The organism is Achromobacter sp. ACRQX (genome assembly GCF_022346505.1).
GTDB lineage: Bacteria > Pseudomonadota > Gammaproteobacteria > Burkholderiales > Burkholderiaceae_B > Achromobacter > Achromobacter animicus.
Window position 1 is genome coordinate 1 of sequence record NZ_JAKRML010000049.1, and the last position, 23,424, is coordinate 23,424.

Consider the following 23,424-nt stretch of genomic DNA (forward strand, 5'->3'; position numbering starts at 1 on the left):
CACAGTGCGGCCACGAAGACAGTTTCTTCGTCACGGGTGTCGTGCAGGACGACTATTGAGCTTCAGATTCCCTCGGGCGCATCGACGGCGCTCGCCTCCCCGGTGACCACGACGCCGTGCTACGAGGGTCTTTGGTTTGGGGCGCTGTAAGACCTGTGGTCAGGGAAGGGGATCTGCGGGGCCGCCGGGTTGCTGCCGCCCGGACGGCGGCAACCCGGCATTGGGCCGGTGGGGCGTCGTGGCGGTGGTCGCTTGCGCGCTGGTGACGATTGGCTTGCTAATGGGCCGCCGTCACGGGGGGAGGGGCGGTGATGGGCGGCGCGGCGACGGCCAGCCACAACTTGGCGACCAGTTCGCTCCGCCCATCGGGCACTGGAGTTCAATTGACGATTAATGGCGACTCCGCTTGAACTTGACGAGAGCGTCTGCCGCTGCTGGAGTCTGACACCCTTGGGAGACGCACTTGGTATGAAGCGAATCTCACCAGGCTGTCAGACACCTGATTCGGTCTTACGAATTTGTGAGTGTCAGACACCGGAATCGGTCCTACGAATCTGCGGGTGAAAGGCACCAAGACCAAAGGCAGCCACACGCGAAGCGTCATCGCTACGCCGCAAGACGCTGAGTAAGTCGCCGGAGGCCGCCCGCGCGGCCGAACGGAGACGGGCACCGCAAGGTGCTTCTGACCCGAAGAGTTCTACACAAAAATGCCAAGCACGCCGACCGCCCCAACGGCTTGAAGACTTGAATTGCCAGAGTCCGGTGCGGTGGCGGCCCGGGGCGCGCGGGGCGTCGATAAGCCCGAGGGAATCGGAAGGCAGTCGCCGGAGGCGACAACGACGATGACGACGGGGCAGTCCGGAGCGAAGGCTCCGGACCGCAATCGTGGCCCCGCGCGCCCCGGGCCGCCACCGTGCCGGACGTCTTAAGAACCCAAGCCTAGGGGAAGCCACGGGACCATCCCAAACGCCTCAAACCAATACACACTCCGAAGCCTCAGGCCCACTCAACCGCACCCGAAACTCCCTCAGTTCATCCCGCCGAAACACATGCACATTCACCCGATCCCCAGCCCGGTACTGCGCCAACAGCAACTCCAACCCCGCCGGCGCATCCACCCGCAGCCCATCGATCGCCACCAACACATCCCCGGCAGACAACCCACCCTTATGTCCAGCCCCGCCTTCAAGCACGGTCGCCAGCGTCAGTGACTCACCTTGCTTGCGCGTCCGCACGTCCAATGACGGGATATTGGCCGACGCCTTCCACTGCAGCTTTACACCCTGCGTTTCAAGCAAGTCAGCCAACGGCACATCCGCCGTCCCGTAAGCATGCCGAGCGATGAACCGCCGCGTATCCACGCCCGTCGCTTCCTCGATCAGCGCGGGCAATCCATCCTCCGGCAACCCTTGCGGCTTGCCCCGATAGAAATCCCGCCCATAGCGATCCCACAACAACCGCATCACATCATCCAGCGAACGCGCGCCAGAGGATTCGTCCCGGATCAGCAGGTCCAACCCCAGCGCCACCAACGCGCCCTTCGTGTAATAGCTCACCAACGCGTTCGGCGAATTCTCGTCCTGCTTGTAATACCGCGTCCAAGCATCGAAAGAGCTTTCGGCAACCGACTGCTTATGCCGCCCCGGCGTGCGCGCCACGCTCGTGATCGTCTTGCCCAGCAGACGCAAGTAATCCGCACGCGTGATCGCGCCCGAGCGCAACAGCAGCAGATCGTCGTAGTAAGACGTAAAGCCCTCAAACACCCACAACAACCGCGTCAGATCCGGCTGCGAAAGATCGTAAGGCGCGAACACATCCGGCTTGATGCGCTTTACGTTCCACGTATGGAAATACTCGTGGCTCACCAGCCCAAGAAATCCCCGGTAGCCGTCGCCCTGGCCTTGCTGGCCCAGCACAGGCAGGTCCTTGCGCGCCGTCATCAGTGCCGTGCTTGCGCGATGCTCCAGACCCCCGTAGCCGTCGCCCGTCACCATCGTCATGAACACATAGCGGTCCGCGCTGTCCAGGAACGGCGCCCGCTTCGTGCGCGGTTCGAAAAACGCGATCTGCGTCTCGCAGATCTTCTTCACGTCTTCCGTAATCCGCGCCAGATCCAGATTCGGCGCCACGCCCGTAAACACCAGCTCGTGCTCCGCGCCGTGCGCCACAAATCGCGACACCTGCGGCGTGCCCATTTCGACCGGGTGATCAATCAGCGCGTCATAGTCCGGCGCCAGATACAGCCCGAAGCCGTGCCGCCGTGCCGCGCCCTTGTGGCCTGCGGCCTCTGGCAGGCTCGTGTACACCTTCCAGCCGTCGATGCCTCGCGGCGGCGCCAGGTCCATCAGGCAGGGTTCATGGTCCTGGCCCTGCACGCGCAGGAACACGCTCGTACCGTTGAAGAACCCGTGCGTCTCGTCCAGATGCGCGCCGCGCACCGACAGATCCCACGCATACACCGTGTATTCAATCCGCAGCGGCCCCTCGCAAGGCGCTGCCTGCCATGTGTGGTTGTCTGTTTTGTCGACATTCACCCGCCGCGTTCCCGAATAGGCGGTCAGCGACTCGATCTGCCGCGAGAAATCGCGAATCAGGTAGCTGCCCGGAATCCATGCCGGCAGCGACAGGCGCTGGCCCGCGGGCGAGGGCGATGCGATCGTAAGGGTTATCCGGTAGCGGTGGCCGGCGGGATCGTGCGGCGCAAGGCGGTAAAGTATGGGCGGTACGTCATCAATTTTTTTCATGGCTCATATCTTATTACCGGAGACATTCATGAGCGAGTCGTTTGTACTGGTCGAAACCCGGGGCCGAGTCGGCCTGCTGACGCTGAATCGTCCCAAGGCGCTCAACGCGCTGAACGATCAGCTCATGGATGAACTCGGCGCCGCGCTGCTCGCGTTCGAGGCCGATCCCGAAATCGGCTGCGTCGTCATCACCGGCAGCGAAAAGGCCTTTGCCGCCGGCGCTGACATCGGCGCCATGAAAGACTGGACCTACATGGACGTCTACGGCAGCGAATACATCACCCGCAACTGGGAAACCCTCAAGCGCATCCGCAAGCCCGTCATCGCCGCGGTCGGCGGCTATGCGCTCGGCGGCGGCTGCGAACTCGCCATGATGTGCGACATCATCATCGCCGCCGACACCGCCAAGTTCGGCCAGCCCGAAATCAAGCTCGGCGTCATCCCCGGCGCCGGCGGCACGCAACGCCTGCCGCGCGCCGTCGGCAAGGCCAAGGCCATGGACCTCGCGCTGACCGCCCGGATGATGGGCGCCGAAGAAGCCGAACGCGCCGGTCTCGTCTCGCGCGTCGTCGCCGCCGACAAGCTGCTCGAAGAAGCCCTCGACGCCGCCACCGTCATCGCCTCCATGTCGCTGCCCTCCGTCATGATGGCCAAGGAATGCGTCAACCGCGCATTCGAGGGTTCGCTCAACGAAGGTCTGCTGTTCGAACGCCGCGTCTTCCACTCGCTCTTTGCCACGGAAGACCAGAAGGAAGGCATGGCCGCGTTCACCGAAAAGCGCAAACCCGACTTCAAACACCGTTAATCCTTGTTACGTCCGGGCCTGCATCCACAGCAGGCCCTTCTTTGCCCCGCGCGCCCTATGACGGCGCGCGTTTTCATGGTCATCTACGGGCAATCCCCAGGTTTCGCCTTGAAACTTCTGGCTAGCACCTTGTTGCAGACTTCGGCCCTATCCTGATTGAGCGTCATCCCGAGGTGCCGCGCCAGAGCGGCTTGCCCCCCACACTGGCAAGTCCCGCGCGGCGGCTCGATTGCAAACAAAATCAAGAAGGAGCCTTGCATGCGTATACCTACCGCTACCCGCCGGCTGTCCACGGCTGCGCTCGCCGGCGCGCTCAGCGTCTGCTTTCTCAATGTTGCCCAGGCTCAATCGCCGCAGTCCACGCTGCGGCTGGTCTCCGAGACGCCTTATCAGGCCGGCCAGGCCGCCGCTCCTCAGATGAGCGAGGCCGAGTTGCGCGACACCGCCATCGACGCCTACGTCTATGCGTATCCCATGGTGCTGATGGAACTGGCCCGCCGCCAGGCCACGGCCGTGCAAAGCCCGCTGGACGGCAAGGCGCCGATGAACCAGTTCGGCCACAAGGCCGCGTTCCCCGACCCGCGCGCCACCGACGCGCCGTGGCCCAGCGCCGACGCGCTGTATTCCAGCCTGTGGTTCGACGTCTCGCGCGCCCCGCTCATCATCAGCCTGCCTGACACCGGTGGCCGCTACACCGTGCTGTCCGCGCTGGACATGTGGAGCGACGTCTTCGCCTCGCGCGGCACGCGCACCAACGGCCATGGCGCCCAGTCCTTCGCCATCGTCGGTCCGCACTGGAACGGCACCGTGCCGGCGGGCGTCGACGTGATCCGCGCCCCGACCTCGACCGGCTGGCTGATCGGCTGGACGCAGGCCGGCGGTCCGCAGGACTACGCCGCGGTCAATCAGATCCAGTCCGGCATGACGGCGCGTCCGCTGCTGGTGCCCGTGACCCCGGCCACCACGCCCCGCGGCCGCAATGCCGGCAACGCCTTCCCGCAGACCGGCTCCAGTGTCGGCACCGCGCCGATCGGCAGCACGTTGCCCATGCCGGCCCCGGCGACCACCGTGCCCGATGGCACCCCGGCCGAGCAGGTCGCGGGCATGGATGCCGCCTCGTTCTTTGCCGTGTTCTTCGACGCGCTGCGCAACAACCCGCCGCATGCCAACGACACGCCCATGCTGGACCGCATGCGCCGCATCGGCCTGGATGACCGTCAGCCCTTCTCGTATGGCCGTCTGAGCCCGGCCGTGCAGCAGGCCCTGACGGATGCGCAACCGCTGGCGGGCCGCCGTATCGCCGACAACGTCTCGCGCCTGGCCACGCCGATCAACGGCTGGAACACCGTGCTGACGGGCATCGGCACCTACGGCACCGACTACACGCGCCGCGCCGCCATCGCCTACGCCGGGCTGGGCGCGCCGACGCCGGAAGACGTGCTGTATCCGGTCACCGTGTCTGATTCGAAGGGCCGTCCGCTGGACTCGAACGAAGACTACGTGCTGCACTTCGACAAGGGTCAACTGCCCCCGGCGCAGCTCTGGTCGCTGCATGTCTACAACAGCAAGTACGGCTTTGCCGAAAATCCGGCCAACCGCTACGTGATCCGCAGCACCGACGGCCTGAAGTACAACGCCGACGGCTCGCTCGACATCTACGTCCAGCGCCGTGACCCGGGCGAGTCCAAGCGCGCCAACTGGGTCAGCACGCCGGCCGCTGATGGTCCGTTCGTGCTCAGCATGCGCCTGTACGCGCCGCAGAACAGCGCCCTGGATGGGCAGTGGGCTCCGCCGCCGGTCAAGGAAGACTAAGGTCCGGCAAGGGCGCGTCAGGCAGACGCGTATCTGTTAAGCCCATCGGGCGCGCGGTTTCCTGCAAGGGGCCGCGCGCCTTTTCATGTGGAGCACGCGCTTGCGGACACGCCTCGGCGGGCCGCTCGCTCGTCCCCAATTTTTCTGCCGCAAGCGGGCGTTGTTGCCGCCTTACAAACGGCCGAAAGTTCATTTGCTAGGGTGCAAAAAACCAAGCTATACTCTGCGGGTTTGACGCTTGCGGGATAAGAAACATGCGCCTAAAAAAGCGCGTCGATTCCCTCAGGGCCAAGTTAAGCGGGGAAGTTTGATGCAGCAGAGCTCCATGCAGCAAGGGCAGGGGAAGAAACCCGGTCTGAGGCCCAGCCTGGATCAGGATTCGATCGATCCGGATGTGGTGGAAGTTCTGGTACTCAGTGACGCGGATCGCGCGGCGCTGAATGCACAAGCTAGCCGTGGGCTCTTGTTGGCATTGGCGGCGCAAGGCGCCATGGGGCTCGCAGCAGCAGTAATAGCGGGGGTTGTCGGAGGGGCGGCGGCAGGTTGGTCGGCGCTGGCGGGGGCAGGAGCGTATTTCATACCCAATGCGTTGTTCGCATTGCGCCTGGCTGTCAGCGTTCGGGCCGGTAAGGCCAGTCCCTTTACCTTTCTCTCTGGTGAGTTGATCAAGTTGTTCGCAACGGCATTGCTGTTGTGGCTGCTTTCGCGTGTGACGCATGACTGGCTTGTGTGGCCTGCCGCGTTGCTCGGTCTGATACTCACATTGAAAGGCTATCTCCTGCTTCTGATGTTCCGCAGGCTGTCTTAGCGCCGAGTAAGTTGCGGCAAACGAAATCGTGGAATCGTCCGGTTCGCAAGGACCGGGCATACAGCAAATAGGATAGGTTCAAATGGCTGCTGCCAGCGACGTGTCGCCTCAATCCGCGTATATTCAGCATCACTTGGTGCATCTGAACAATACGGGTGAGAAACAGAGCGCTATTGCTCAGTTCGACATCATCAATTACGACTCGTTGTTCTGGTCCGGCCTGATGGGCCTGATCGTCATTTTCTTCCTGTGGCGCGCCGCGCGCCGCGCCACCAGCGGCGTTCCTTCCCGCTTCCAGGCCTTTGTGGAAATGATCGTCGACATGGTCGACGACCAGGCCAAGGGCATTGTCCACAACGCCAAGAGCCGTCTTTTCATCGCCCCGCTGGCCCTGACCGTGTTCCTCTGGATCATCCTGATGAACGCGCTGGACCTGCTGCCCGTCGACCTGCTGCCCTCCATCTGGCGCCTGACCGGCCTGGGTGCTGAGCACGGCGATCCCCTCTATTACCACCGCATTCTGCCGACCGCCGACCTGAACGTGCCGATGGGCATGTCGCTGGGCGTGCTGCTCCTGATGTTCTACTACGGCATCAAGATCAAGCAGCCGGGCGGCTTCGTCAAAGAACTGTTCACCGCGCCGTTCCATGCGCATGGCCTGGGCGCCATCGTGCTGGCTCCGTTCAACCTGCTGCTGAACCTGATCGAATACGCCGCCAAGTCCGTGTCGCTGGGCATGCGGTTGTTCGGCAACATGTTCGCCGGCGAACTGATCTTCATGCTGATCGCCCTTCTGGGCGGCGCCTGGACCGGCTTCAACGGCGCCAGCATCGGCTTGGGCATCGGCCACATCCTGGCCGGCTCGATCTGGGCAATCTTCCACATCCTGATCGTTCTGCTCCAGGCCTTCATCTTCATGATGCTGACGCTGGTGTACCTCGGCCAGGCTCACGAAGGCCACTGATCCCCCGAATTTCCGGTGTCGGCCACCCGGCCGGCATCGGATAGCAAGATTATCTTGCATTGAGCTGTACCTCTTATTTTTCAATTTTTGACTTCAGATTTCTAACCAAGGAGTTGTCATGACCAACGTCGCTTTCGTTGCCCTCGCTTGCGGTCTTATCATCGGTCTGGGCGCTATCGGCGCTTGCATCGGCATCGCACTGATGGGCGGCAAGTATCTGGAAGCTTCGGCTCGTCAGCCTGAACTGATGAACGCTCTGCAAACGAAGATGTTCCTGCTGGCTGGCCTGATCGACGCGGCATTCCTGATCGGTGTGGGTATCGCCATGCTGTTCGCCTTCGCCAACCCGTTCGTCGGCTAAGGCACCGCCCGCCGGCAAATAGGTGGGTCATGACGCTGTCGGCGATGAGAGCAACGGCTCCATCGCCGATCAGCAAAGTATCGAGTGCTCCGCGACGCCCCTTTCCGGGTGCGGTCGGAGCCGCAAGGTGTTAAAGGAACGACCGTGAATCTGAACGCGACGATCATTTTCCAGATGCTCGTGTTCTTCGTTCTGGGCTGGTTCACGATGAAATTCGTGTGGCCTCCCCTGACGAAGGCGATGGACGAGCGCCGCCAAAAAATCGCCGACGGCCTGGCCGCCGCCGAGAAGGGCAAAGCCGACTTGGCTCAAGCCCAGGCGCGCGTCAGTCTGATCGAGGCTTCTGCCAAGTCCGAAAACCACGCACGCATCATTGAGGCCGAGAAGCAAGCCGCCTCCCTGATCGAACAGGCCCGCCGCGAAGCGGAAGCCGAACGTGCCCGCATCGTGGCGCAGGCTGCCCAGGATGCCGCGCAGGAAGTCCAGCGCGCCCGTGAAGCGTTGCGCGACGACGTCGCCGCGCTGGCCGTCAAGGGTGCTGAACAGATCCTCAAGCGCGAGGTTGACGCCCGCGCACACGCCGAGCTGCTGAACCAGCTCCGCGCGCAGCTCTAATCCGGGACCGTCATGGCTGAACTTTCCACTGTTGCCCGGCCCTACGCTGAAGCGCTCTTCAGCGCAGCGCGCGACGACAAGGCCGGTTTGCCGGCGTGGGCCGACCTGGTCAGCGTAATGGCTCAGGTCGCCTCCAACCCCGACGTGCGCGAGGCCATGGCCGACCCGCGTCTGGGTGACAAGCAGCGCGTCGAACTGTTTACCGGCCTGATCAAGGCCGATTTTCCGCAGGCCGCCCGTAATTTCATCGAGCTGCTGGTCGAAAACGACCGGCTGCTGCTGCTGCCCGAGATCGCCTCGCAATTCGTCGCGCTGCGGAATCGTCACGAAGGCACGGCGCAGGCGGAAATCACCAGCGCGTTCGAGCTCAGCGATGCCCAGGTCAAGGATCTGGTCGGCGCGCTTGAACAAAAATTCGGCCTCAAGCTCAAGCCCAGCGTTACCGTCGACCCGTCGTTGATCGGCGGCGTGCGCGTGGCCGTCGGCGACCAGGTGCTCGATACTTCCGTACAAGCCCAATTGGTCCGCATGCGCGATCAGCTCGCCGCTTAAGGCTACTAACAGGATTCCAGGAGTCAATATGCAACTCAATCCCTCCGAGATCAGCGAACTGCTCAAGAGCCGCATCGAGGGCCTGGGCGCTTCGGCTGATGTCCGTACTCAGGGCACCGTCGTGTCCGTGACCGACGGTATTACCCGCATCCACGGCTTGTCCGACGTGATGCAGGGCGAAATGCTCGAATTCCCCAACAACGTTTTCGGTCTGGCGCTCAACCTCGAGCGTGATTCCGTCGGCGCCGTTATTCTGGGCGACTACACCGGCGTTTCCGAAGGCGACCAGGTCAAGACGACCGGCCGCATTCTGGAAGTTCCGGTCGGTCCGGAACTGAAAGGCCGCGTGGTCAACACGCTGGGCGAGCCCATTGATGGCAAGGGCCCGGTCAACGCCAAAGAAACCGACATCATCGAAAAAGTGGCGCCTGGCGTTATCGCCCGGCGCTCGGTGTCGCAGCCGCTGCAAACCGGCGTCAAGGCTATCGACTCGATGGTTCCCATCGGCCGTGGCCAGCGCGAACTGATCATTGGCGACCGCCAGACCGGCAAGACCGCCGTGGCCGTCGACACGATCATCAGCCAGAAGGGCAAGGGCGTCACCTGCGTGTACGTCGCTATCGGCCAGAAGGCTTCGACGATCAACAACGTGGTCCGCAAGCTCGAAGAGCACGGCGCGATGGAATACACCATCGTCGTGGCCGCGTCGGCTTCCGACTCCGCCGCCATGCAGTACCTGGCCGCTTACGCCGGCTGCACGATGGGCGAATACTTCCGCGATCGTGGCGAAGACGCCCTGATCGTTTATGACGATCTGACCAAGCAAGCCTGGGCCTACCGCCAGGTCTCGCTGCTGCTGCGCCGTCCGCCGGGCCGCGAAGCCTACCCGGGCGACGTGTTCTACCTGCACTCGCGCCTGCTGGAGCGTGCTGCTCGCGTCAACGAAGAGTACGTCGAGAAGTTCACCGAAGGCGCCGTCAAGGGCAAGACCGGTTCGCTGACCGCGCTGCCGATCATCGAAACCCAGGCAGGCGACGTGTCGGCCTTCGTTCCGACCAACGTGATCTCTATCACCGACGGCCAGATCTTCCTGGAAACCGACCTGTTCAACGCCGGTGTCCGCCCCGCAATCAACGCCGGTATCTCGGTGTCGCGCGTCGGTGGCGCTGCCCAGACCAAGGTCGTCAAGAAGCTGTCCGGCGGTATCCGTACCGACTTGGCGCAGTATCGTGAACTGGCCGCCTTCGCGCAGTTCGCCTCCGATCTGGACGACGCCACCCGTCGCCAGCTCGAGCGCGGCAAGCGCGTCGTTGAACTGCTCAAGCAGCCGCAATACCAGCCGCTGCAAGTGTGGGAACTGGCCGTCACGCTGTACACGGTCAACAACGGCTACCTGGATGACGTGGACGTGGCCCAAGTGCTGTCGTTCGAGAAGTCGCTGAAGGATCAGCTCAAGAGCAAGCACGCTGCTCTGATCCAGCGCATCGAAGACACCAAGGAACTGTCCAAGGACGACGAGGCCGAACTGGCCGCCGCCGTTCAGGAATTCAAGAAGCACGGTGCTTTTTAAGAAAGTGATGGGTTAGGCGTCCCAGGCGCCTCACCCATCCTTCCCGGATGGTTGAGGCGCGAGCGGAACCCATCGGCCAGTCTTCACAGGAAAGCGCAATGCCCGGAATTAAGGAAATCCGAACCAAGATCAAGAGCGTGCAAAACACGCGCAAGATCACCAAGGCGATGGAAATGGTCGCCGCATCCAAGATGCGCAAGGCGCAGGAGCGGATGCGTGCAGGCCGTCCGTACGCCACCAAGGTGCGCGAGATTGCTGCGCACCTGATGCAGGCCAATCCCGAGTACAGCCACCCGTACCTGGTCGAACGCGAAATCAAGGCGGTCGGCGTGGTCATGGTGACGACCGACAAGGGTTTGTGCGGCGGCTTGAACACCAACATCACGCGTGTGACGTTGGGCAAGCTGAAAGAGTTCGAGAAAGCCGGCATCGCCGTGCAGGCGACCGCTTTCGGCAACAAGGGCGTGGGTGTGCTGACCCGTATCGGCGCCAAACTGGTTTCCCAGGAAGTGCAACTGGGCGACAAGCCGCAACTCGACCGCCTGCTGGGCGCGATCAAGGTGCAGCTGGACGCCTACCTGGAAGGCCGCATCGACGCGCTGTACGTGGCCTCGACCCGCTTCGTCAACACGATGAAGCAAGAGCCCCTGTTCCTGCGTCTGCTGCCGTTGGCCAGCGGTTTGGAAGATCCGTACCAGACGGGCGCCGATAGCCTGGCCAAGACCTCGGAAGTGAAGTCGGAATACAGCTGGGATTACATCTACGAACCCGACGCCCGTAGCGTGATCGACGACCTGCTGCAGCGTTACGTTGAAGGCCTGCTGTACCAAGCCGTGGCCGAGAACATGGCTTCGGAGCAGTCGGCCCGGATGGTCGCCATGAAGGCGGCGTCGGACAACGCCAAGAAGGTCATCGGCGATCTGCAACTGGTCTACAACAAGACCCGTCAGGCCGCGATCACCAAAGAAATTTCGGAAATCGTAGGGGGCGCTGCCGCCGTTTGAGGCAGGCAGCATCCCGTCAAAAGCTATCAAGCAAGGAATCGACATGAGCAACGGAACCATCGTTCAGTGCATCGGCGCCGTGGTGGATATTCAGTTCCCCCGCGATCAAATGCCCAAGATCTATGAAGCGCTTACTCTGGCCGACGAGGGTTCCTCGTTCGCCGAAAAGGGTCTGACGCTGGAAGTGCAGCAACAGCTGGGCGACGGCGTGGTGCGTACCATTGCGCTGGGCTCCAGCGACGGTCTGCGCCGCGGCATGAAGGTCACCGGCACGGGCGCCCCGATCTCGGTGCCCGTCGGCACCGGCACGCTGGGCCGCATCATGGACGTGCTGGGTCGTCCCATCGACGAAGCCGGCCCGATCCAGCACGAAGAAAAGCGTGGTATTCACCAAGCCGCTCCCCGTTTCGACGAACTGTCGCCGTCGGTGGAACTGCTGGAAACCGGCATCAAGGTTATTGACCTGGTGTGCCCGTTCGCCAAGGGCGGCAAGGTCGGCCTGTTCGGCGGCGCCGGCGTGGGCAAGACCGTGAACATGATGGAACTCATCAACAACATCGCCAAGCAGCACAGCGGTTTGTCGGTGTTTGCCGGCGTGGGTGAGCGTACCCGTGAAGGCAACGACTTCTACCACGAAATGGAAGAGTCGAACGTTCTGGACAAGGTCGCCATGGTGTTCGGTCAGATGAACGAACCCCCCGGCAACCGTCTGCGCGTCGCGCTGACCGGCCTGACGATGGCCGAGAAGTTCCGTGACGAAGGCCGCGACATCCTGTTCTTCGTGGACAACATCTACCGCTACACCCTGGCCGGTACGGAAGTGTCCGCACTGCTGGGCCGTATGCCGTCCGCCGTGGGTTATCAGCCCACGCTGGCCGAAGAAATGGGCAAGCTGCAAGAGCGCATCACGTCGACCAAGACCGGCTCGATCACCTCGATCCAGGCCGTGTACGTCCCTGCGGACGACTTGACCGACCCGTCGCCTGCCACGACCTTCCAGCATTTGGACTCCACCGTCGTGCTGTCGCGTGACATCGCCGCCCTGGGTATCTACCCGGCCGTCGATCCGCTCGATTCCTCCAGCCGCCAGCTCGACCCGCAAGTCGTCGGCGAAGAGCACTACTCGGTTGCCCGTGGCGTGCAGCAGACGCTGCAGCGCTACAAGGAACTGCGCGACATCATCGCGATTCTGGGCATGGACGAACTGTCGCCGGAAGACAAGCAGGCCGTGGCCCGCGCGCGTAAGATCCAGCGCTTCCTGTCGCAGCCGTTCCACGTTGCTGAAGTGTTCACCGGTTCGCCCGGCAAGTACGTTCCGCTGGCCGAAACCATCCGTGGTTTCAAGATGATCGTCAACGGCGAGTGCGACTCCCTGCCGGAACAGGCGTTCTACATGGTCGGTTCGATCGACGAGGCCTTCGAGAAGGCCAAGAAACTGCAATAAGGAACCGATATGGCTACCCTGCATGTGGATGTGGTCAGCGCAGAGGAAGCGATCTTCACCGGCGAGGCGAAGTTCGTGGTTCTGCCTGGCGAGTCGGGTGAACTGGGCATTCTGCCCGGCCACACCCCGCTGATCTCGCGCATACGCCCCGGAACGGTCAAGATCGTTCGTGCCGACCAAGGCGAGGAAAACATCTTCGTCGCCGGGGGTATCCTGGAAGTTCAGCCGGGCAGCGTGACGGTCCTGGCCGACACGGCTATCCGTGCCGCCGACCTCGACGAAGCCCGCGCCCTGGAAGCGCGCCAGAAGGCCGAACTGGCCCTGGCCAACGCCAAGGACAAGGCTGACATCGCTGTCGTCGAAGCCGAGCTCGCCATGCTGGCTGCGCAAGCCATCGCGGCGCGCAAGCTGCGCCAAGGCGGCCGCTCGCACTAAGCGGCAATGCGGTTTCCGGGCTTGTCCCGGCGTACAAAAAAAGCGGCCCTCGGGCCGCTTTTTTTCATTCCTGCTTATTGCAGGGTGTCTGACACCTGAATGCGTCCGATATTTTGCCGAGCCCGCGCCAACCTGCGCCGCCCCACGGCGCTACGCCCAGTAGCGGCCTGCCGCAATGCGTTCACTACGAATAGTCGGCACGGGGTCTGCAACAGTAGCCTTCAGTTTTTGCGATGCAAACGAGGAAGGCATGCGAGACGTGCTGGATTGCGGGGTGCTGCTGGCGCCCGGTCATGAATCGACGATGGGCGCCTGGATCGCCGGCCATCAGGCCAAGGTGACGCGTGTGCGGCTGCATCCGGTGTCCCTGGCTTCGCCGGCGCTCGCCGAGGCGCCGCCGGACTCCCTTGCACAGCAGGCGTTGTCGCTGCGGCGCTATGACGCGTGCATTCTTCCCGTGGCGCCGTCTTCGCTCGCCTGGGCCCGCATGGCCTTGCAGCAGGCGCGCGGCGCGCTCACGACGCCCGTTCTGCTGCTCATCCACGACGTCAAGGCGCCCGCCATTCTGGACTTGCTCAGCCTGGGCGCGGCGGACTTCATCTCGCAGCCGGTGTGCGTCGAGAGCCTGCGGGTGCGGCTGGTTCGCCTGGCTCGCCGCGGCGCCGTGCGCCGCGCCGGCGTGACGGGTAGCGTCCATGAGCATCCCGTCAACTATCTGGGCGAGCATGCAGAGGCGCAGAGCGCCGAGCACGCGGCATATCCGCCCCACGCATCGCGCGCGGGATCCGCGCGTCCCAAGGTGCCGGCCGACATCGTCGAGCACGCCTTGAGCAGCTTGCGGCACCAATACCGGCGCGGCGTGCCAGAAACATTCCGGGCGGCGAAGGCGCAGGTGGTGAACGGCTTCGAGCGCGAATACATCCGTCACGCGCTGTCGCGCCACGGCGGCAACGTCGCACAGGCCGCACGTGCTTGCGCCAAGCACCGCCGCGCGTTCTGGGCGCTGATGCGCAAGCACGGCATCGAAGCCGCGCCTTACCGTCAGGCGGCGCTGGCCGCGGCGCGGATGCACGACTTGGGTTGACGCTAACCAGGCGGCACGCCCGCAGCCGCCGCCCATTGCGCCCGCTCAACCCCGTCGACGCGGGCGCGGCCCGCCTTGTCAGCCAAGGGAAGTAAACTCACGGCTTCCGATCATCGAGGTTAGCCGTGTCTGCTCCCCGTTTGAAGAACGATGTGTTCTTGCGCGCCCTGATGCGCGAACCCGTGCCCTACACCCCCATCTGGCTCATGCGCCAGGCGGGTCGCTATCTGCCCGAGTACCGCGAGACGCGTGCGCGTGCAGGCTCGTTCATGGGGTTGGCGCAGAATCCGGACTATGCCTCGGAAGTCACGCTGCAGCCGCTGGAGCGCTACGACCTGGACGCGGCCATCCTGTTTTCGGACATCCTGACCGTGCCCCACGCGATGGGCCTCGGGCTGGACTTCGCTGAAGGCGAAGGCCCGCGCTTTGCGCATCCCATCCGCACCGAAGAAGACGTCGCGCGCCTGGCGGTGCCCGACATGGACAAGCTGCGGTACGTGTTCGACGCGGTCAGCACGATCCGGCGTGATCTTGACGGCAAGGTGCCGCTGATCGGCTTTGCCGGCAGCCCGTGGACCATCGCCTGTTACATGGTCGAAGGCAAGGGCAGCGACGACTACCGTCTTATCAAGACCCTGCTGTATTCGCGTCCCGATCTGCTTCACCGCATCCTCGAGATCAACGCCGAAGCCACGCTGCAATACCTGAACGGCCAGATCGCCGCCGGCGCGCAGGCCGTCATGCTGTTCGACAGCTGGGGCGGGGTGCTGGCCGACGGCCTGTTCCAGCAGTTCTCGCTGGCCTACACGAAGAAGGTCGTCGCCGGTTTGACCCGCGAGCACGAAGGGCGGCGCGTGCCGGTCATCGTCTTCACCAAGGGCGGCGGCCAGTGGATTGAAGACATTGCGGCCTGTGGCAGCGACGCAGTGGGCCTGGACTGGACTGTGGATCTGGCGGTGGCGCGGCGCCGCACCGGCGACTCGGTCGCGTTCCAGGGCAATCTGGATCCGATGGCGCTTTTTGGCGGTGGCAGCGCCATTCGCGCGGAAGCGCGCCGCGTGCTGGACGCGTTTGGCCCGGTGGGCAAGGGCGGCCATGTGTTCAATCTGGGACATGGCATTTCGCGCTTCACTCCGCCAGAAGCTGTAGCTGAATTGGTCGATGAAGTCCACCAGTACAGCCGCGCCTTCCACGCGTAAGTAAGTGAACGCTTCGGCCCCAAGGGCCGAAGCAGATGGGCCGCCCGGGCGACTTGTGCACATTAAATCCGGGGTCGGGGAAAACCCTCCCCAAGCTGGCTTACAATCTGGAAACCGGCTTCAAGTGCCTGTTTTATATCGGAAAATGTCGCTTATCAACAGGGATGCAATAGTTTGTGCATTCTTGCCATATTCCAATTTCTGATGTTGCTCTCGCCTTTTCCCCAAAGTTATCCACAGGCGCCGGTGGATCAATGGCGCGGCGGCGAGCGAGAATCCTCCAACGTGGCGCCGAGCGGTCCTCATACTTTCGGCTAGTCCTATTTCATTAGATGAATGTCCCCCGACTCCATGCCTGACGCGCAAGCCAATCCCGACACCGCAGCGGTGTGCTGGGTGCGCGTCGCGCTGGACGTGCCGCTGCCCGGCCCGTTCGATTACCGCAGCGACGCGCCGATTCCGGCCGGCCTGCGGGTGATCGTTCCGTTCGGCCGGCGCAAGATGATTGGGGTGGTCGTCGACAACCCCGCAGAGCCGTCTTTCGAGCCCAAACAGATCCGTCCGATCGAGGCGGTGCTGGACGATCTGCCACCTTTTGACGAAGCGTGGTTGCGCATGGCGCGCTTTGCGGCGGACTACTATCAACGGCCGTTGGGCGAGGTGATGCTGCCCACGCTGCCGCCGCCGCTGCGCAAGCCAACGTCCTACCAGGGCAAGCGGTCCGGAGAAGGGCCCGTGGCGCGCATGGATGCGCGCAAGCGCAAGACCGCGCGCGCGCCGGCCACGCCCGACCAACCGCCGGCGCTGAACGAGGCCCAGGAGGCGGCGGTGCAGGCCATCGGCGCGCTGGGCGGCTTCAAACCGGTGCTGCTGCACGGCGTGACGGGCAGCGGCAAGACCGAGGTCTACCTGCGTGCCGCCGAGAAAGTCCTGGCGGCGGGGCGGCAGGTGCTGCTGCTGGTCCCGGAAATCAATCTGACCCCTCAACTCGAAGCCGCGCTGCGGGCGCGTCTGGAAACGCTGGTCGGACCCGAGGGGCTGGCGGTGATGCACAGCGGGCTGTCCGACGGCGAGCGGCTGCAGGCGTGGACCCGCGCCCAGCGCGGCCAGGCCCGCATGCTGCTGGGCACGCGCATGTCGATCTTCGCCCCGCTGACCGAGCTGGGCCTTATCGTGGTCGACGAAGAACACGATACGTCCTACAAGCAGCAGGACGGACTGCGCTATTCGGCGCGCGACCTTGCCGTGTGGCGCGCCCACGATCTGAACATTCCGGTCGTGCTGGGGTCCGCCACACCGTCGCTGGAAACCTGGCAGCACGCCGAGCGTGGCCGTTACCTGCGCCTGACGTTGCCCGGCCGCGCGCGGTCCAGCGAGCTGCCCAAGATCCGCCTGGTGGATACGCGCCGCCTGCAGATGAAGCAAGGGCTGTCGCCGCAGCTGCTCGAGGCCATCGGCCAGCGGCTGGAGCGCAAGGAACAGGTGCTGATCTTCCTGAACCGGCGCGGTTATTCGCCGGTACTGCATTGCCAGTCCTGCGCGTGGGTCAGCAATTGCCCGCGCTGCACGGCCTTTACCGTGCTGCATCGCACGGACTTTCGCGGCCATCGCCTGCAGTGCCACCACTGCGGCTATCAGGCCCCCGTGCCGCGCGCCTGCCCCGAATGCGGCGACCAGGATCTGGCGCCCATGGGCCGGGGCACGCAACGCGTCGAGGAACACCTGGCCGAACTCTTTCCCGAGGCGCGCATCCTGCGCATCGACGCCGACAGCACGCGCAAGAAGGGCAGCGCCGAAGCGCTGTTCGCGTCCGTCCACGCCGGCGAGGTCGACATTCTGGTCGGCACGCAGATGGTGGCCAAGGGGCACGACTTTGCGCGGTTGGGGCTGGTCGGCGTGCTGAATGCGGACTCCATGCTGTTCGCCCACGATTTCCGCGCGCCCGAACGCCTGTTCGCGCAGCTGATGCAGGTGGCCGGCCGCGCGGGCCGCCATCAGGGCAACGGCGAAGTGCTGATCCAGACCGGCTATCCCGAGCAGCCCGTGTACCAGGCCTTGCTGCGCCACGACTACGCCGGATTTGCACGCCACGCGCTGCACGAGCGCGAAAGCACCGGCTTGCCCCCTTACGTCTATCAGGCGTTGCTGACCGCCGAGGCGCGCGAGCTCAAGGTGGCGCAAGCGTTCCTTGAGCAGGCCCGCGTGCTGCCCGAGGGCGAATGGGCGGCCGATTTTCCCGGCATGGACGCGATCATGCTGTACGACCCCGTGCCGCTGCGCGTCGTGCGCGTGGCCAACATCGAGCGCGCGCAGCTGCTGGCCGAAAGCAGCAGCCGGCCGGCGCTGCAGGCGTTTCTCGCATCGTGGTCGCATCATCTGCCTTATCTGGCGAACGAGGCGCGCGTACGCTGGCAACTGGAAGTCGATCCGCTGGAAATCTGATAAGCGATAGGGCGGCCCGCTCGTGCGACGGGGCGCCGCGGCCCCGCGCCGCTGGCTGGCTGTCGCGCATCGCAGGACTCCCCGTGTACCGTTCGCCGCTGCGACGATGCGCCGGTGTTGCATGCCTGCGGCCACGTGGGGCGCCTCTGCGGCAGCCCGCCGATGCGCCTTCGACCCGATTGTTCTATGATCGTCTTCCTCTATCGCACCGGCGCGGCAGACCCGCTGCGGCGGCTGCGCCCGTCCCCTTTTTCTCGCGTTTTTCCGGCCCATTGACGGGCAGCGGCAGGCCTCTTGCTTGCCGGCTGCGTTGGCATGGCCGCCGCGACGCATGACGATCTGAATCTCCAATGTCCGCAAGCGAACCGATTGGCCACGGCATGAATCCCGCGCAGCGGGAGGCGACGCTCTACCTGGACGGCCCTTGCCTCGTCCTGGCGGGCGCCGGCAGCGGCAAGACGCGCGTCATCACGCAGAAGATCGCGTACCTGCTGCGCGAATGCGGCTACATGGGCCGCAATGTCGTCGCGCTGACCTTCACCAACAAGGCCGCCCGCGAAATGGACGAGCGCGTGAAGACGCTGGTCGACCGCAAGCTGTCCAAGGGCCTGATCATCAGCACCTTCCACTCGCTGGGAGTGAAGATGCTGCGCGAAGAAGCGCGCAACGCGGGCCTGAAACCCACGTTCTCCATCCTGGACGCCGACGACGCCATGGGCATCATCCAGGAACTGCTGGCGACCACCGACAAGGCCCGCCTGCGCCACGTGCAGGGCATCATCTCGCTATGGAAGAATGCGCTGCTGGAGCCGGACGACGCCGCGCGCGAAGCCATCACCCCGGGCGACGTCGAAGCCGCCAACGTCTATCGCAGCTACGCCGCCACGCTGGCCGCCTATCAGGCGGTGGACTTCGACGACCTCATCCGCATTCCCGCACAACTCCTGGCCAGCAACGAAGAAGTGCGCACCCGCTGGCAGAACCGCGTGCGTTACCTGCTGGTGGACGAATACCAGGACACCAACGTGTGCCAGTACCGTCTGGTGCAGTTGTTGACCGGCCCGCGCGCCATGTTCACCGCCGTGGGCGACGATGACCAGGCCATCTACGCCTGGCGCGGCGCCACCATCGAGAACCTGGCCAAGCTGACCACCGACTACCCGAACATCAAGCTCATCAAGCTGGAGCAGAACTACCGTTCGGTGCAGCGCATCCTGGCAGCCGCCAACCAGGTCATCGAAAAGAACCCCAAACTCTTCGAAAAGAAACTGTGGTCCGAGCTGGGCGTGGGCGAGCCGATCCAGGTCTCGGCCATGGACGGCGAGGAGCAGGAGGCCGAATCCATCGCCATGAAGGTGTCCGCCGCGCGCTTCGAACGCCAGGCGCAGTGGAAGGATTTCGCCATCCTTTACCGCAGCAATCATCAGTCGCGCATCCTGGAGCAGGCGCTGCGCAATTTGAAGATTCCGTACACGATCTCCGGCGGGCAAAGCTTCTTCGACAAGGCGGAAGTGCGCGACATTCTGGCCTACCTGCGTGTGCTGGCCAACGACGATGACGACCCCGCCTTCATCCGCGCGGCCACGACGCCCAAACGCGGCATCGGCCAGGCCACCTTGCAGGCGCTGGGCCAGTACGCCGCCAGCCGCGAACTGTCGCTGCTGGCCGCCGTGGCCGAGACCGGCCTCGAAAGCGTGCTGGCGCCGCGCCAGATTGACCAGCTGCGCACCTTCGCGGAATTCATCCGCCGCATGCAGTGGCGCGCCGGCCGCGGCGCGGCCTCGGGCAAGGACGCGGCGCCCGCGGAGCCCGCCGGCGCCATCCTCGACGACCTGCTCGAAGCCATCCAGTACGAGCGGCACCTCTTCGAACTCTTCGAAGAACGCCCGGCGCAGACGCGCTGGCAGAACGTCCTGGAGCTGACAGGCTGGCTCAAGCGCAAGGCCGAGGAAGACAACATGTCGCTCTTCGATCTGGTGCAGCACGTGGCGCTGGTCACCATGCTGGAGCGCGGCGAGGAAGAAGCGCCCGACGCCGTCAAGATGTCCACGCTGCACGCCTCCAAGGGCCTCGAATACCCGCACGTGTACCTGGCCGGCGTGGAAGAAGGCCTGCTGCCGCATCTGGGCAAGGACGACGAAGTCGGCGATCCTGCGCGCGCCGCCGAAAACCTGGCCACCCGCATTCAGGAAGAACGGCGCCTGATGTACGTGGGCATCACGCGCGCGCAGCGCAGCCTGCACCTGAGCTGGTGCAAGCGCCGCCGCCGCGCGCGCGAAGACCTGGTGCGCGAGCCGTCGCGCTTCATCGAGGAAATGGGCCTGGGCGACGTGCGCATTCAGGAGGACGACGCGACGGCCGCCATGAGCCCCAAGGAGCGCATGGCCATGCTGAAGGCGCTGCTGAACAAATAGGGGCGGGGCGGACCAGGGGCGCGACACACAGGGGCGCGATACACAGGCCTCCACACACAGGGGCGCTACAAACCCGGCGCAACACGCGACGGCATTGCAGGCGAAGACGGGGGGCGTAAGCCAAGACTTGAAGAAACGCGCGCCCCGCTCCTACACTGGCCTGTCCGGATCGAAGGAGCGCATCATGTGCCGTTGGCTGGCTTACACCGGTAGTCCCCTGCAGATGGAGAGCGTGCTGTTCAAGGCCAAGCACTCGCTCATCGAACAAAGCCTGCATTCCCGCCTGGGCGCCACCACCACGAATGGCGACGGTTTCGGGCTGGGCTGGTACAGCCGCCCCATCGAAGGCCGCCCCATCGAACCGCCGTTCCGCTATCGCAGCGTGCATCCGGCCTGGAACGACCGCAATCTGCGCGAGGCCGCCCGCGCCATCCACGCACCGCACTTCGTCGCGCACATCCGCGCCGCCACCGATACCCCCGCGCAAGAAACCAACTGCCACCCTTTTCGGCACGGTCAATGGCTGTTCGTGCACAACGGCCTCATCCGCGACTACCCGCTGCTGCGCCGTGATCTGATGTTGATGATTGCGCCCGCGTATTTCGGATCGCTGGAAGGCTCCACGGATTCCGAGGTGATGTTTCTTCTGGCCCTTACGTTCGGCCTGGACGAAGACCCGATCCCCGCAATCGCCCGCATGGTGGGCGCGGTCGAGGAAACCGGCCGGCGCCACGGCGTGGCGCATCCCATCAACATGACCGTATGCGCGCTGGACGGCGAGCGCCTGATCGCGGTGCGTTATTCCAGCGAAGGCGACTCGCGCACGCTGTTTCACAACACCTGCGTGCGCCACCTGCGCGAACTCTACCCGGACAACGCGCAGATCGCCGCCATGGACGACGATGCCTTCCTGCTGCTGTCAGAGCCGCTGTCGGACATGGCCGGTGTCTGGGAAGAAGTGCCCGAATCCACCGCGATCATCGCCGGACGCGGCGACGTGCAGCACATGCGTTTTGCGCCGATTCCGCCGGGCGAGTGATTTCCGTTCAACGTGCGGGAATTGGGGTCATCAAGCACGTATTCCGCATATGGGGGAGAATACGGCTCGCAAGACATTGCGACGTCCTGGGCCGCGATAGCACCCCAATCCATTCAGGAAGTTGCATGACAGATAGAGAAACCCCGCAGGCCATAGACGCATTCGCGGTGTTTACCCGCACGGGGAGCGCCCCGGATTGCTTTGAATTGCACAAAAACGGAGTCGTCAGCCAGGAAGGCGGCGCCCGCATCTACACCGCATTCGCGGACATCCAGGATCTCTGCCTCTACACCGGCCAGCCGGACTCGCCAGCAGGATCCGCCGACCGCCTGGCGTACCGCAGCGCCGCGCAAGGCGCCTGGACAGTCGCCACCGGCATCGACGAATTCCCCGCGTTCATGGACGCCTTCCGCTCGCACTACGTGGCGCGCCGGCTGCCGGTTCTGGAATCGCTGACGGAGCAGGGCGCGCGCGTCACGTTCCGCTATATCACCGGCGGCACCTTCCCCAACCTTGAAACGCGCGAAGTGTCCTTGTCCGCACAAGGCCTGCACATCGACGGCGTCACGTGGCCCTACGAGTCGCTGCAGCCCATCGATCTGAACGACTGGACCGAAACGGTCACCCTGCAGGACGACAGCGGCAAGACGGTCTTCTCATGCCGCGTGGCGCGCATCCTGAGTTCCGACCTCTTCGTCAACCTGGTGTACAACCAGCTGGGGCAAACGGCGGAATACGCCTGACGCCAAGGCGCCGGCTCGGGTAACCGAGCGCACGCCGCATGATTGATATGGCCGCTCGCAGCGGCCATATTCCATTCAGTGCCCCGAATGCAGCGCGGGATTCAACGTGCCCCACGCCGCGGTCCGCACCAGCGCTTCCACCGCGCCGGTCTGCGAGTTGCGGCGGAACAGCAGCCCGTGCTGACCGGCCAGCGACACCGCCTTGACCACCGCGCCCTCCGGCGTCAGCACCCGTGTGCCGGCGGTGACGTAGCAACCGGCCTCGACCACGCAATCGTCGCCCAGCGAAATGCCGATGCCCGAATTGGCGCCAAGCAGGCAACGCTTGCCGATGGACACCACCTGCTTGCCGCCACCCGACATGGTCCCCATGATCGACGCGCCGCCGCCAATATCGGTGCCATCGTCCACGATCACGCCCGCACTGATGCGGCCTTCCACCATGGACGCGCCGAGCGTGCCGGCGTTGAAATTGCAGAACCCTTCATGCAGCACGGTGGTGCCCGGCGACAGATGCGCGCCCAGCCGCACACGCGCCGTGTCCGCGATACGCACGCCACTGGCCACGACGTAATCGGTCATGCGCGGAATCTTGTCCACGCCGCGAATTTCCAGAACCTGCCCGGTGGCGCGCAGATGCCAGCGCAGCGCGTCAACCTGATCCACCGCACAAGGCCCCACCGAGGTCCACGCGACGTTGGCGAGCACGCCAAACAACCCATCCAGATTGGCGTCATGCGGCCGGATGAGCCGATGACTGAGCAGATGCAGACGCAGATAGGCGTCGTGAGCATCAGCGGGCGGCTCGTCGAGCGAGGAAATGGCGGTGCGCACGGCAACGATATCGACCTTGCGGCGCGTGTCCCGGACGAGCGCCGTGGCCACGTGCTCGCCAAGCGCGGCGCGCGCTTCTTCAGGCGTCAGATGACGAGTCCCGGTGGGAGGGGCGTTGTCGGCGAGCGAGGGACGCGGATACCAAGTGTCAAGGATGGTGCCGTCGGCGGCTAACGTGGCTAGGCCGTAAGCGATGGCGCTGGTGGGGGCGGCTTGCATGGGGGGAGGGTGATGGCGATTTTGGTGGGCGACATTCTAGGCGAATGGGTCTGGGTGTTGGTGGTATTTGGGTGGTGGCGTCTTTTGTCTGCGTATGAGGCTTTACCTAGGTGTCTGACACCCGTTGAGACTGTGCTCCGCATCGTGGATCGTCTTTCTCGGGTGTTTGACACCGGCTCTCGTGGCGGTAGTCTTCGTAGGTCGCCCGACGCCGTGGTCACCGGGGAGGCGATCGCCCACGATTGCGGTCCGGAGCCTTCGCTCCGGACTGCCCCGTCGTCATCTTCGTCCGCCTTCGGCTCCCTTCAGATTCCCTCGGGCGCATCGACGGCGCTC

At 64.4% G+C, this 23,424-nt stretch carries 19 protein-coding genes; 17 read left to right on the forward strand and 2 right to left on the reverse strand.

The genetic code is table 11. The features are described 5' to 3' along the window. Positions 1-971: 971 nt before the first annotated feature. On the reverse strand, positions 972-2,744 hold the full coding sequence (locus MHZ91_RS27445) for a M61 family metallopeptidase (protein WP_239216512.1): 1,773 nt from the start codon (positions 2,742-2,744) through the stop codon (positions 972-974). Positions 2,745-2,772: 28 nt separating this feature from the next. Here MHZ91_RS27445 and MHZ91_RS27450 point away from each other — a divergent pair, with 28 nt between their 5' ends. The 17 genes from MHZ91_RS27450 to MHZ91_RS27530 all read left to right on the forward strand — a co-directional run bounded on the left by MHZ91_RS27450 (position 2,773) and on the right by MHZ91_RS27530 (position 22,035). Beyond that, positions 2,773-3,549 (forward strand): enoyl-CoA hydratase, encoded by a 777-nt coding sequence (locus MHZ91_RS27450; RefSeq protein WP_239216513.1) that lies wholly within the window; start codon positions 2,773-2,775, stop codon positions 3,547-3,549. Positions 3,550-3,807: 258 nt separating this feature from the next. Further along, complete coding sequence (locus MHZ91_RS27455; RefSeq protein ID WP_175125097.1) at positions 3,808-5,361, forward strand: DUF1254 domain-containing protein; 1,554 nt, start codon at positions 3,808-3,810, stop codon at positions 5,359-5,361. A 394-nt stretch (positions 5,362-5,755) separates the two neighbouring features. Beyond that, a complete protein-coding gene (locus MHZ91_RS27460; protein ID WP_063955419.1) occupies positions 5,756-6,169 on the forward strand; it encodes an ATP synthase subunit I in 414 nt (137 codons plus the stop codon). Positions 6,170-6,251: 82 nt separating this feature from the next. Beyond that, the gene (gene atpB / locus MHZ91_RS27465; protein WP_056564907.1) at positions 6,252-7,133 is read left to right on the forward strand and encodes a F0F1 ATP synthase subunit A; all 882 of its coding nucleotides are present in this window, start codon (positions 6,252-6,254) and stop codon (positions 7,131-7,133) included. A 118-nt stretch (positions 7,134-7,251) separates the two neighbouring features. Next, a complete protein-coding gene (gene atpE, locus MHZ91_RS27470) occupies positions 7,252-7,494 on the forward strand; it encodes a F0F1 ATP synthase subunit C (protein ID WP_003815363.1) in 243 nt (80 codons plus the stop codon). Between the two features lie 144 nt (positions 7,495-7,638). Next, complete coding sequence (locus MHZ91_RS27475; RefSeq protein WP_008167494.1) at positions 7,639-8,109, forward strand: F0F1 ATP synthase subunit B; 471 nt, start codon at positions 7,639-7,641, stop codon at positions 8,107-8,109. Between the two features lie 12 nt (positions 8,110-8,121). Beyond that, the gene (locus MHZ91_RS27480; protein ID WP_175139473.1) at positions 8,122-8,661 is read left to right on the forward strand and encodes a F0F1 ATP synthase subunit delta; all 540 of its coding nucleotides are present in this window, start codon (positions 8,122-8,124) and stop codon (positions 8,659-8,661) included. A 28-nt stretch (positions 8,662-8,689) separates the two neighbouring features. After that, on the forward strand, positions 8,690-10,231 hold the full coding sequence (gene atpA / locus MHZ91_RS27485) for a F0F1 ATP synthase subunit alpha (protein ID WP_105237121.1): 1,542 nt from the start codon (positions 8,690-8,692) through the stop codon (positions 10,229-10,231). 98 nt (positions 10,232-10,329) lie between these two features. After that, entirely contained in the window at positions 10,330-11,235 is a 906-nt protein-coding gene (gene atpG / locus MHZ91_RS27490; protein WP_105237122.1) for a F0F1 ATP synthase subunit gamma, read from the forward strand. A gap of 43 nt (positions 11,236-11,278) precedes the next feature. After that, positions 11,279-12,679: a F0F1 ATP synthase subunit beta gene (gene atpD / locus MHZ91_RS27495; RefSeq protein ID WP_175125099.1), complete on the forward strand. Its 1,401-nt coding sequence runs from the start codon at positions 11,279-11,281 to the stop codon at positions 12,677-12,679. A gap of 9 nt (positions 12,680-12,688) precedes the next feature. After that, on the forward strand, positions 12,689-13,114 hold the full coding sequence (locus tag MHZ91_RS27500; RefSeq protein WP_056327609.1) for a F0F1 ATP synthase subunit epsilon: 426 nt from the start codon (positions 12,689-12,691) through the stop codon (positions 13,112-13,114). Between the two features lie 250 nt (positions 13,115-13,364). Then, the gene (locus tag MHZ91_RS27505; RefSeq protein WP_239216515.1) at positions 13,365-14,198 is read left to right on the forward strand and encodes a helix-turn-helix domain-containing protein; all 834 of its coding nucleotides are present in this window, start codon (positions 13,365-13,367) and stop codon (positions 14,196-14,198) included. A 125-nt stretch (positions 14,199-14,323) separates the two neighbouring features. Beyond that, a complete protein-coding gene (gene hemE, locus MHZ91_RS27510) occupies positions 14,324-15,397 on the forward strand; it encodes a uroporphyrinogen decarboxylase (protein ID WP_239216516.1) in 1,074 nt (357 codons plus the stop codon). 336 nt (positions 15,398-15,733) lie between these two features. Then, positions 15,734-17,839 (forward strand): primosomal protein N', encoded by a 2,106-nt coding sequence (locus MHZ91_RS27515; protein WP_218342264.1) that lies wholly within the window; start codon positions 15,734-15,736, stop codon positions 17,837-17,839. A gap of 350 nt (positions 17,840-18,189) precedes the next feature. Then, positions 18,190-20,253 carry a UvrD-helicase domain-containing protein gene (locus MHZ91_RS27520; protein WP_239216517.1) on the forward strand — a complete coding sequence of 688 codons (2,064 nt, stop codon included), beginning with the start codon at positions 18,190-18,192 and terminating at the stop codon, positions 20,251-20,253. A 184-nt stretch (positions 20,254-20,437) separates the two neighbouring features. Further along, a complete protein-coding gene (locus tag MHZ91_RS27525) occupies positions 20,438-21,292 on the forward strand; it encodes a class II glutamine amidotransferase (RefSeq protein ID WP_175125103.1) in 855 nt (284 codons plus the stop codon). A gap of 206 nt (positions 21,293-21,498) precedes the next feature. Beyond that, positions 21,499-22,035 (forward strand): hypothetical protein, encoded by a 537-nt coding sequence (locus MHZ91_RS27530; protein WP_239216518.1) that lies wholly within the window; start codon positions 21,499-21,501, stop codon positions 22,033-22,035. 75 nt (positions 22,036-22,110) lie between these two features. On the opposite strand, the gene dapD is transcribed toward MHZ91_RS27530, so the two are convergent. Then, positions 22,111-23,088, reverse strand: coding sequence for a 2,3,4,5-tetrahydropyridine-2,6-dicarboxylate N-succinyltransferase (dapD, locus tag MHZ91_RS27535; RefSeq protein ID WP_239216520.1), 978 nt, complete (start codon positions 23,086-23,088; stop codon positions 22,111-22,113). Positions 23,089-23,424 lie beyond the last annotated feature (336 nt).

What these genes read in the sequence shown, in the direction of transcription:
- MHZ91_RS27445 (WP_239216512.1), bottom strand. Translation starts at nt 2,744, where the DNA reads ATGAAAAAAATTGATGACGTACCGCCCATACTTTACCGCCTTGCGCCG.
- MHZ91_RS27450 (WP_239216513.1), top strand. Translation starts at nt 2,773, where the DNA reads ATGAGCGAGTCGTTTGTACTGGTCGAAACCCGGGGCCGAGTCGGCCTG.
- MHZ91_RS27455 (WP_175125097.1), top strand. Translation starts at nt 3,808, where the DNA reads ATGCGTATACCTACCGCTACCCGCCGGCTGTCCACGGCTGCGCTCGCC.
- atpB (WP_056564907.1), top strand. Translation starts at nt 6,252, where the DNA reads ATGGCTGCTGCCAGCGACGTGTCGCCTCAATCCGCGTATATTCAGCAT.
- atpE (WP_003815363.1), top strand. Translation starts at nt 7,252, where the DNA reads ATGACCAACGTCGCTTTCGTTGCCCTCGCTTGCGGTCTTATCATCGGT.
- MHZ91_RS27480 (WP_175139473.1), top strand. Translation starts at nt 8,122, where the DNA reads ATGGCTGAACTTTCCACTGTTGCCCGGCCCTACGCTGAAGCGCTCTTC.
- atpA (WP_105237121.1), top strand. Translation starts at nt 8,690, where the DNA reads ATGCAACTCAATCCCTCCGAGATCAGCGAACTGCTCAAGAGCCGCATC.
- atpG (WP_105237122.1), top strand. Translation starts at nt 10,330, where the DNA reads ATGCCCGGAATTAAGGAAATCCGAACCAAGATCAAGAGCGTGCAAAAC.
- atpD (WP_175125099.1), top strand. Translation starts at nt 11,279, where the DNA reads ATGAGCAACGGAACCATCGTTCAGTGCATCGGCGCCGTGGTGGATATT.
- MHZ91_RS27500 (WP_056327609.1), top strand. Translation starts at nt 12,689, where the DNA reads ATGGCTACCCTGCATGTGGATGTGGTCAGCGCAGAGGAAGCGATCTTC.
- MHZ91_RS27505 (WP_239216515.1), top strand. Translation starts at nt 13,365, where the DNA reads ATGCGAGACGTGCTGGATTGCGGGGTGCTGCTGGCGCCCGGTCATGAA.
- MHZ91_RS27515 (WP_218342264.1), top strand. Translation starts at nt 15,734, where the DNA reads ATGTCCCCCGACTCCATGCCTGACGCGCAAGCCAATCCCGACACCGCA.
- MHZ91_RS27520 (WP_239216517.1), top strand. Translation starts at nt 18,190, where the DNA reads ATGTCCGCAAGCGAACCGATTGGCCACGGCATGAATCCCGCGCAGCGG.
- MHZ91_RS27525 (WP_175125103.1), top strand. Translation starts at nt 20,438, where the DNA reads ATGTGCCGTTGGCTGGCTTACACCGGTAGTCCCCTGCAGATGGAGAGC.
- dapD (WP_239216520.1), bottom strand. Translation starts at nt 23,088, where the DNA reads ATGCAAGCCGCCCCCACCAGCGCCATCGCTTACGGCCTAGCCACGTTA.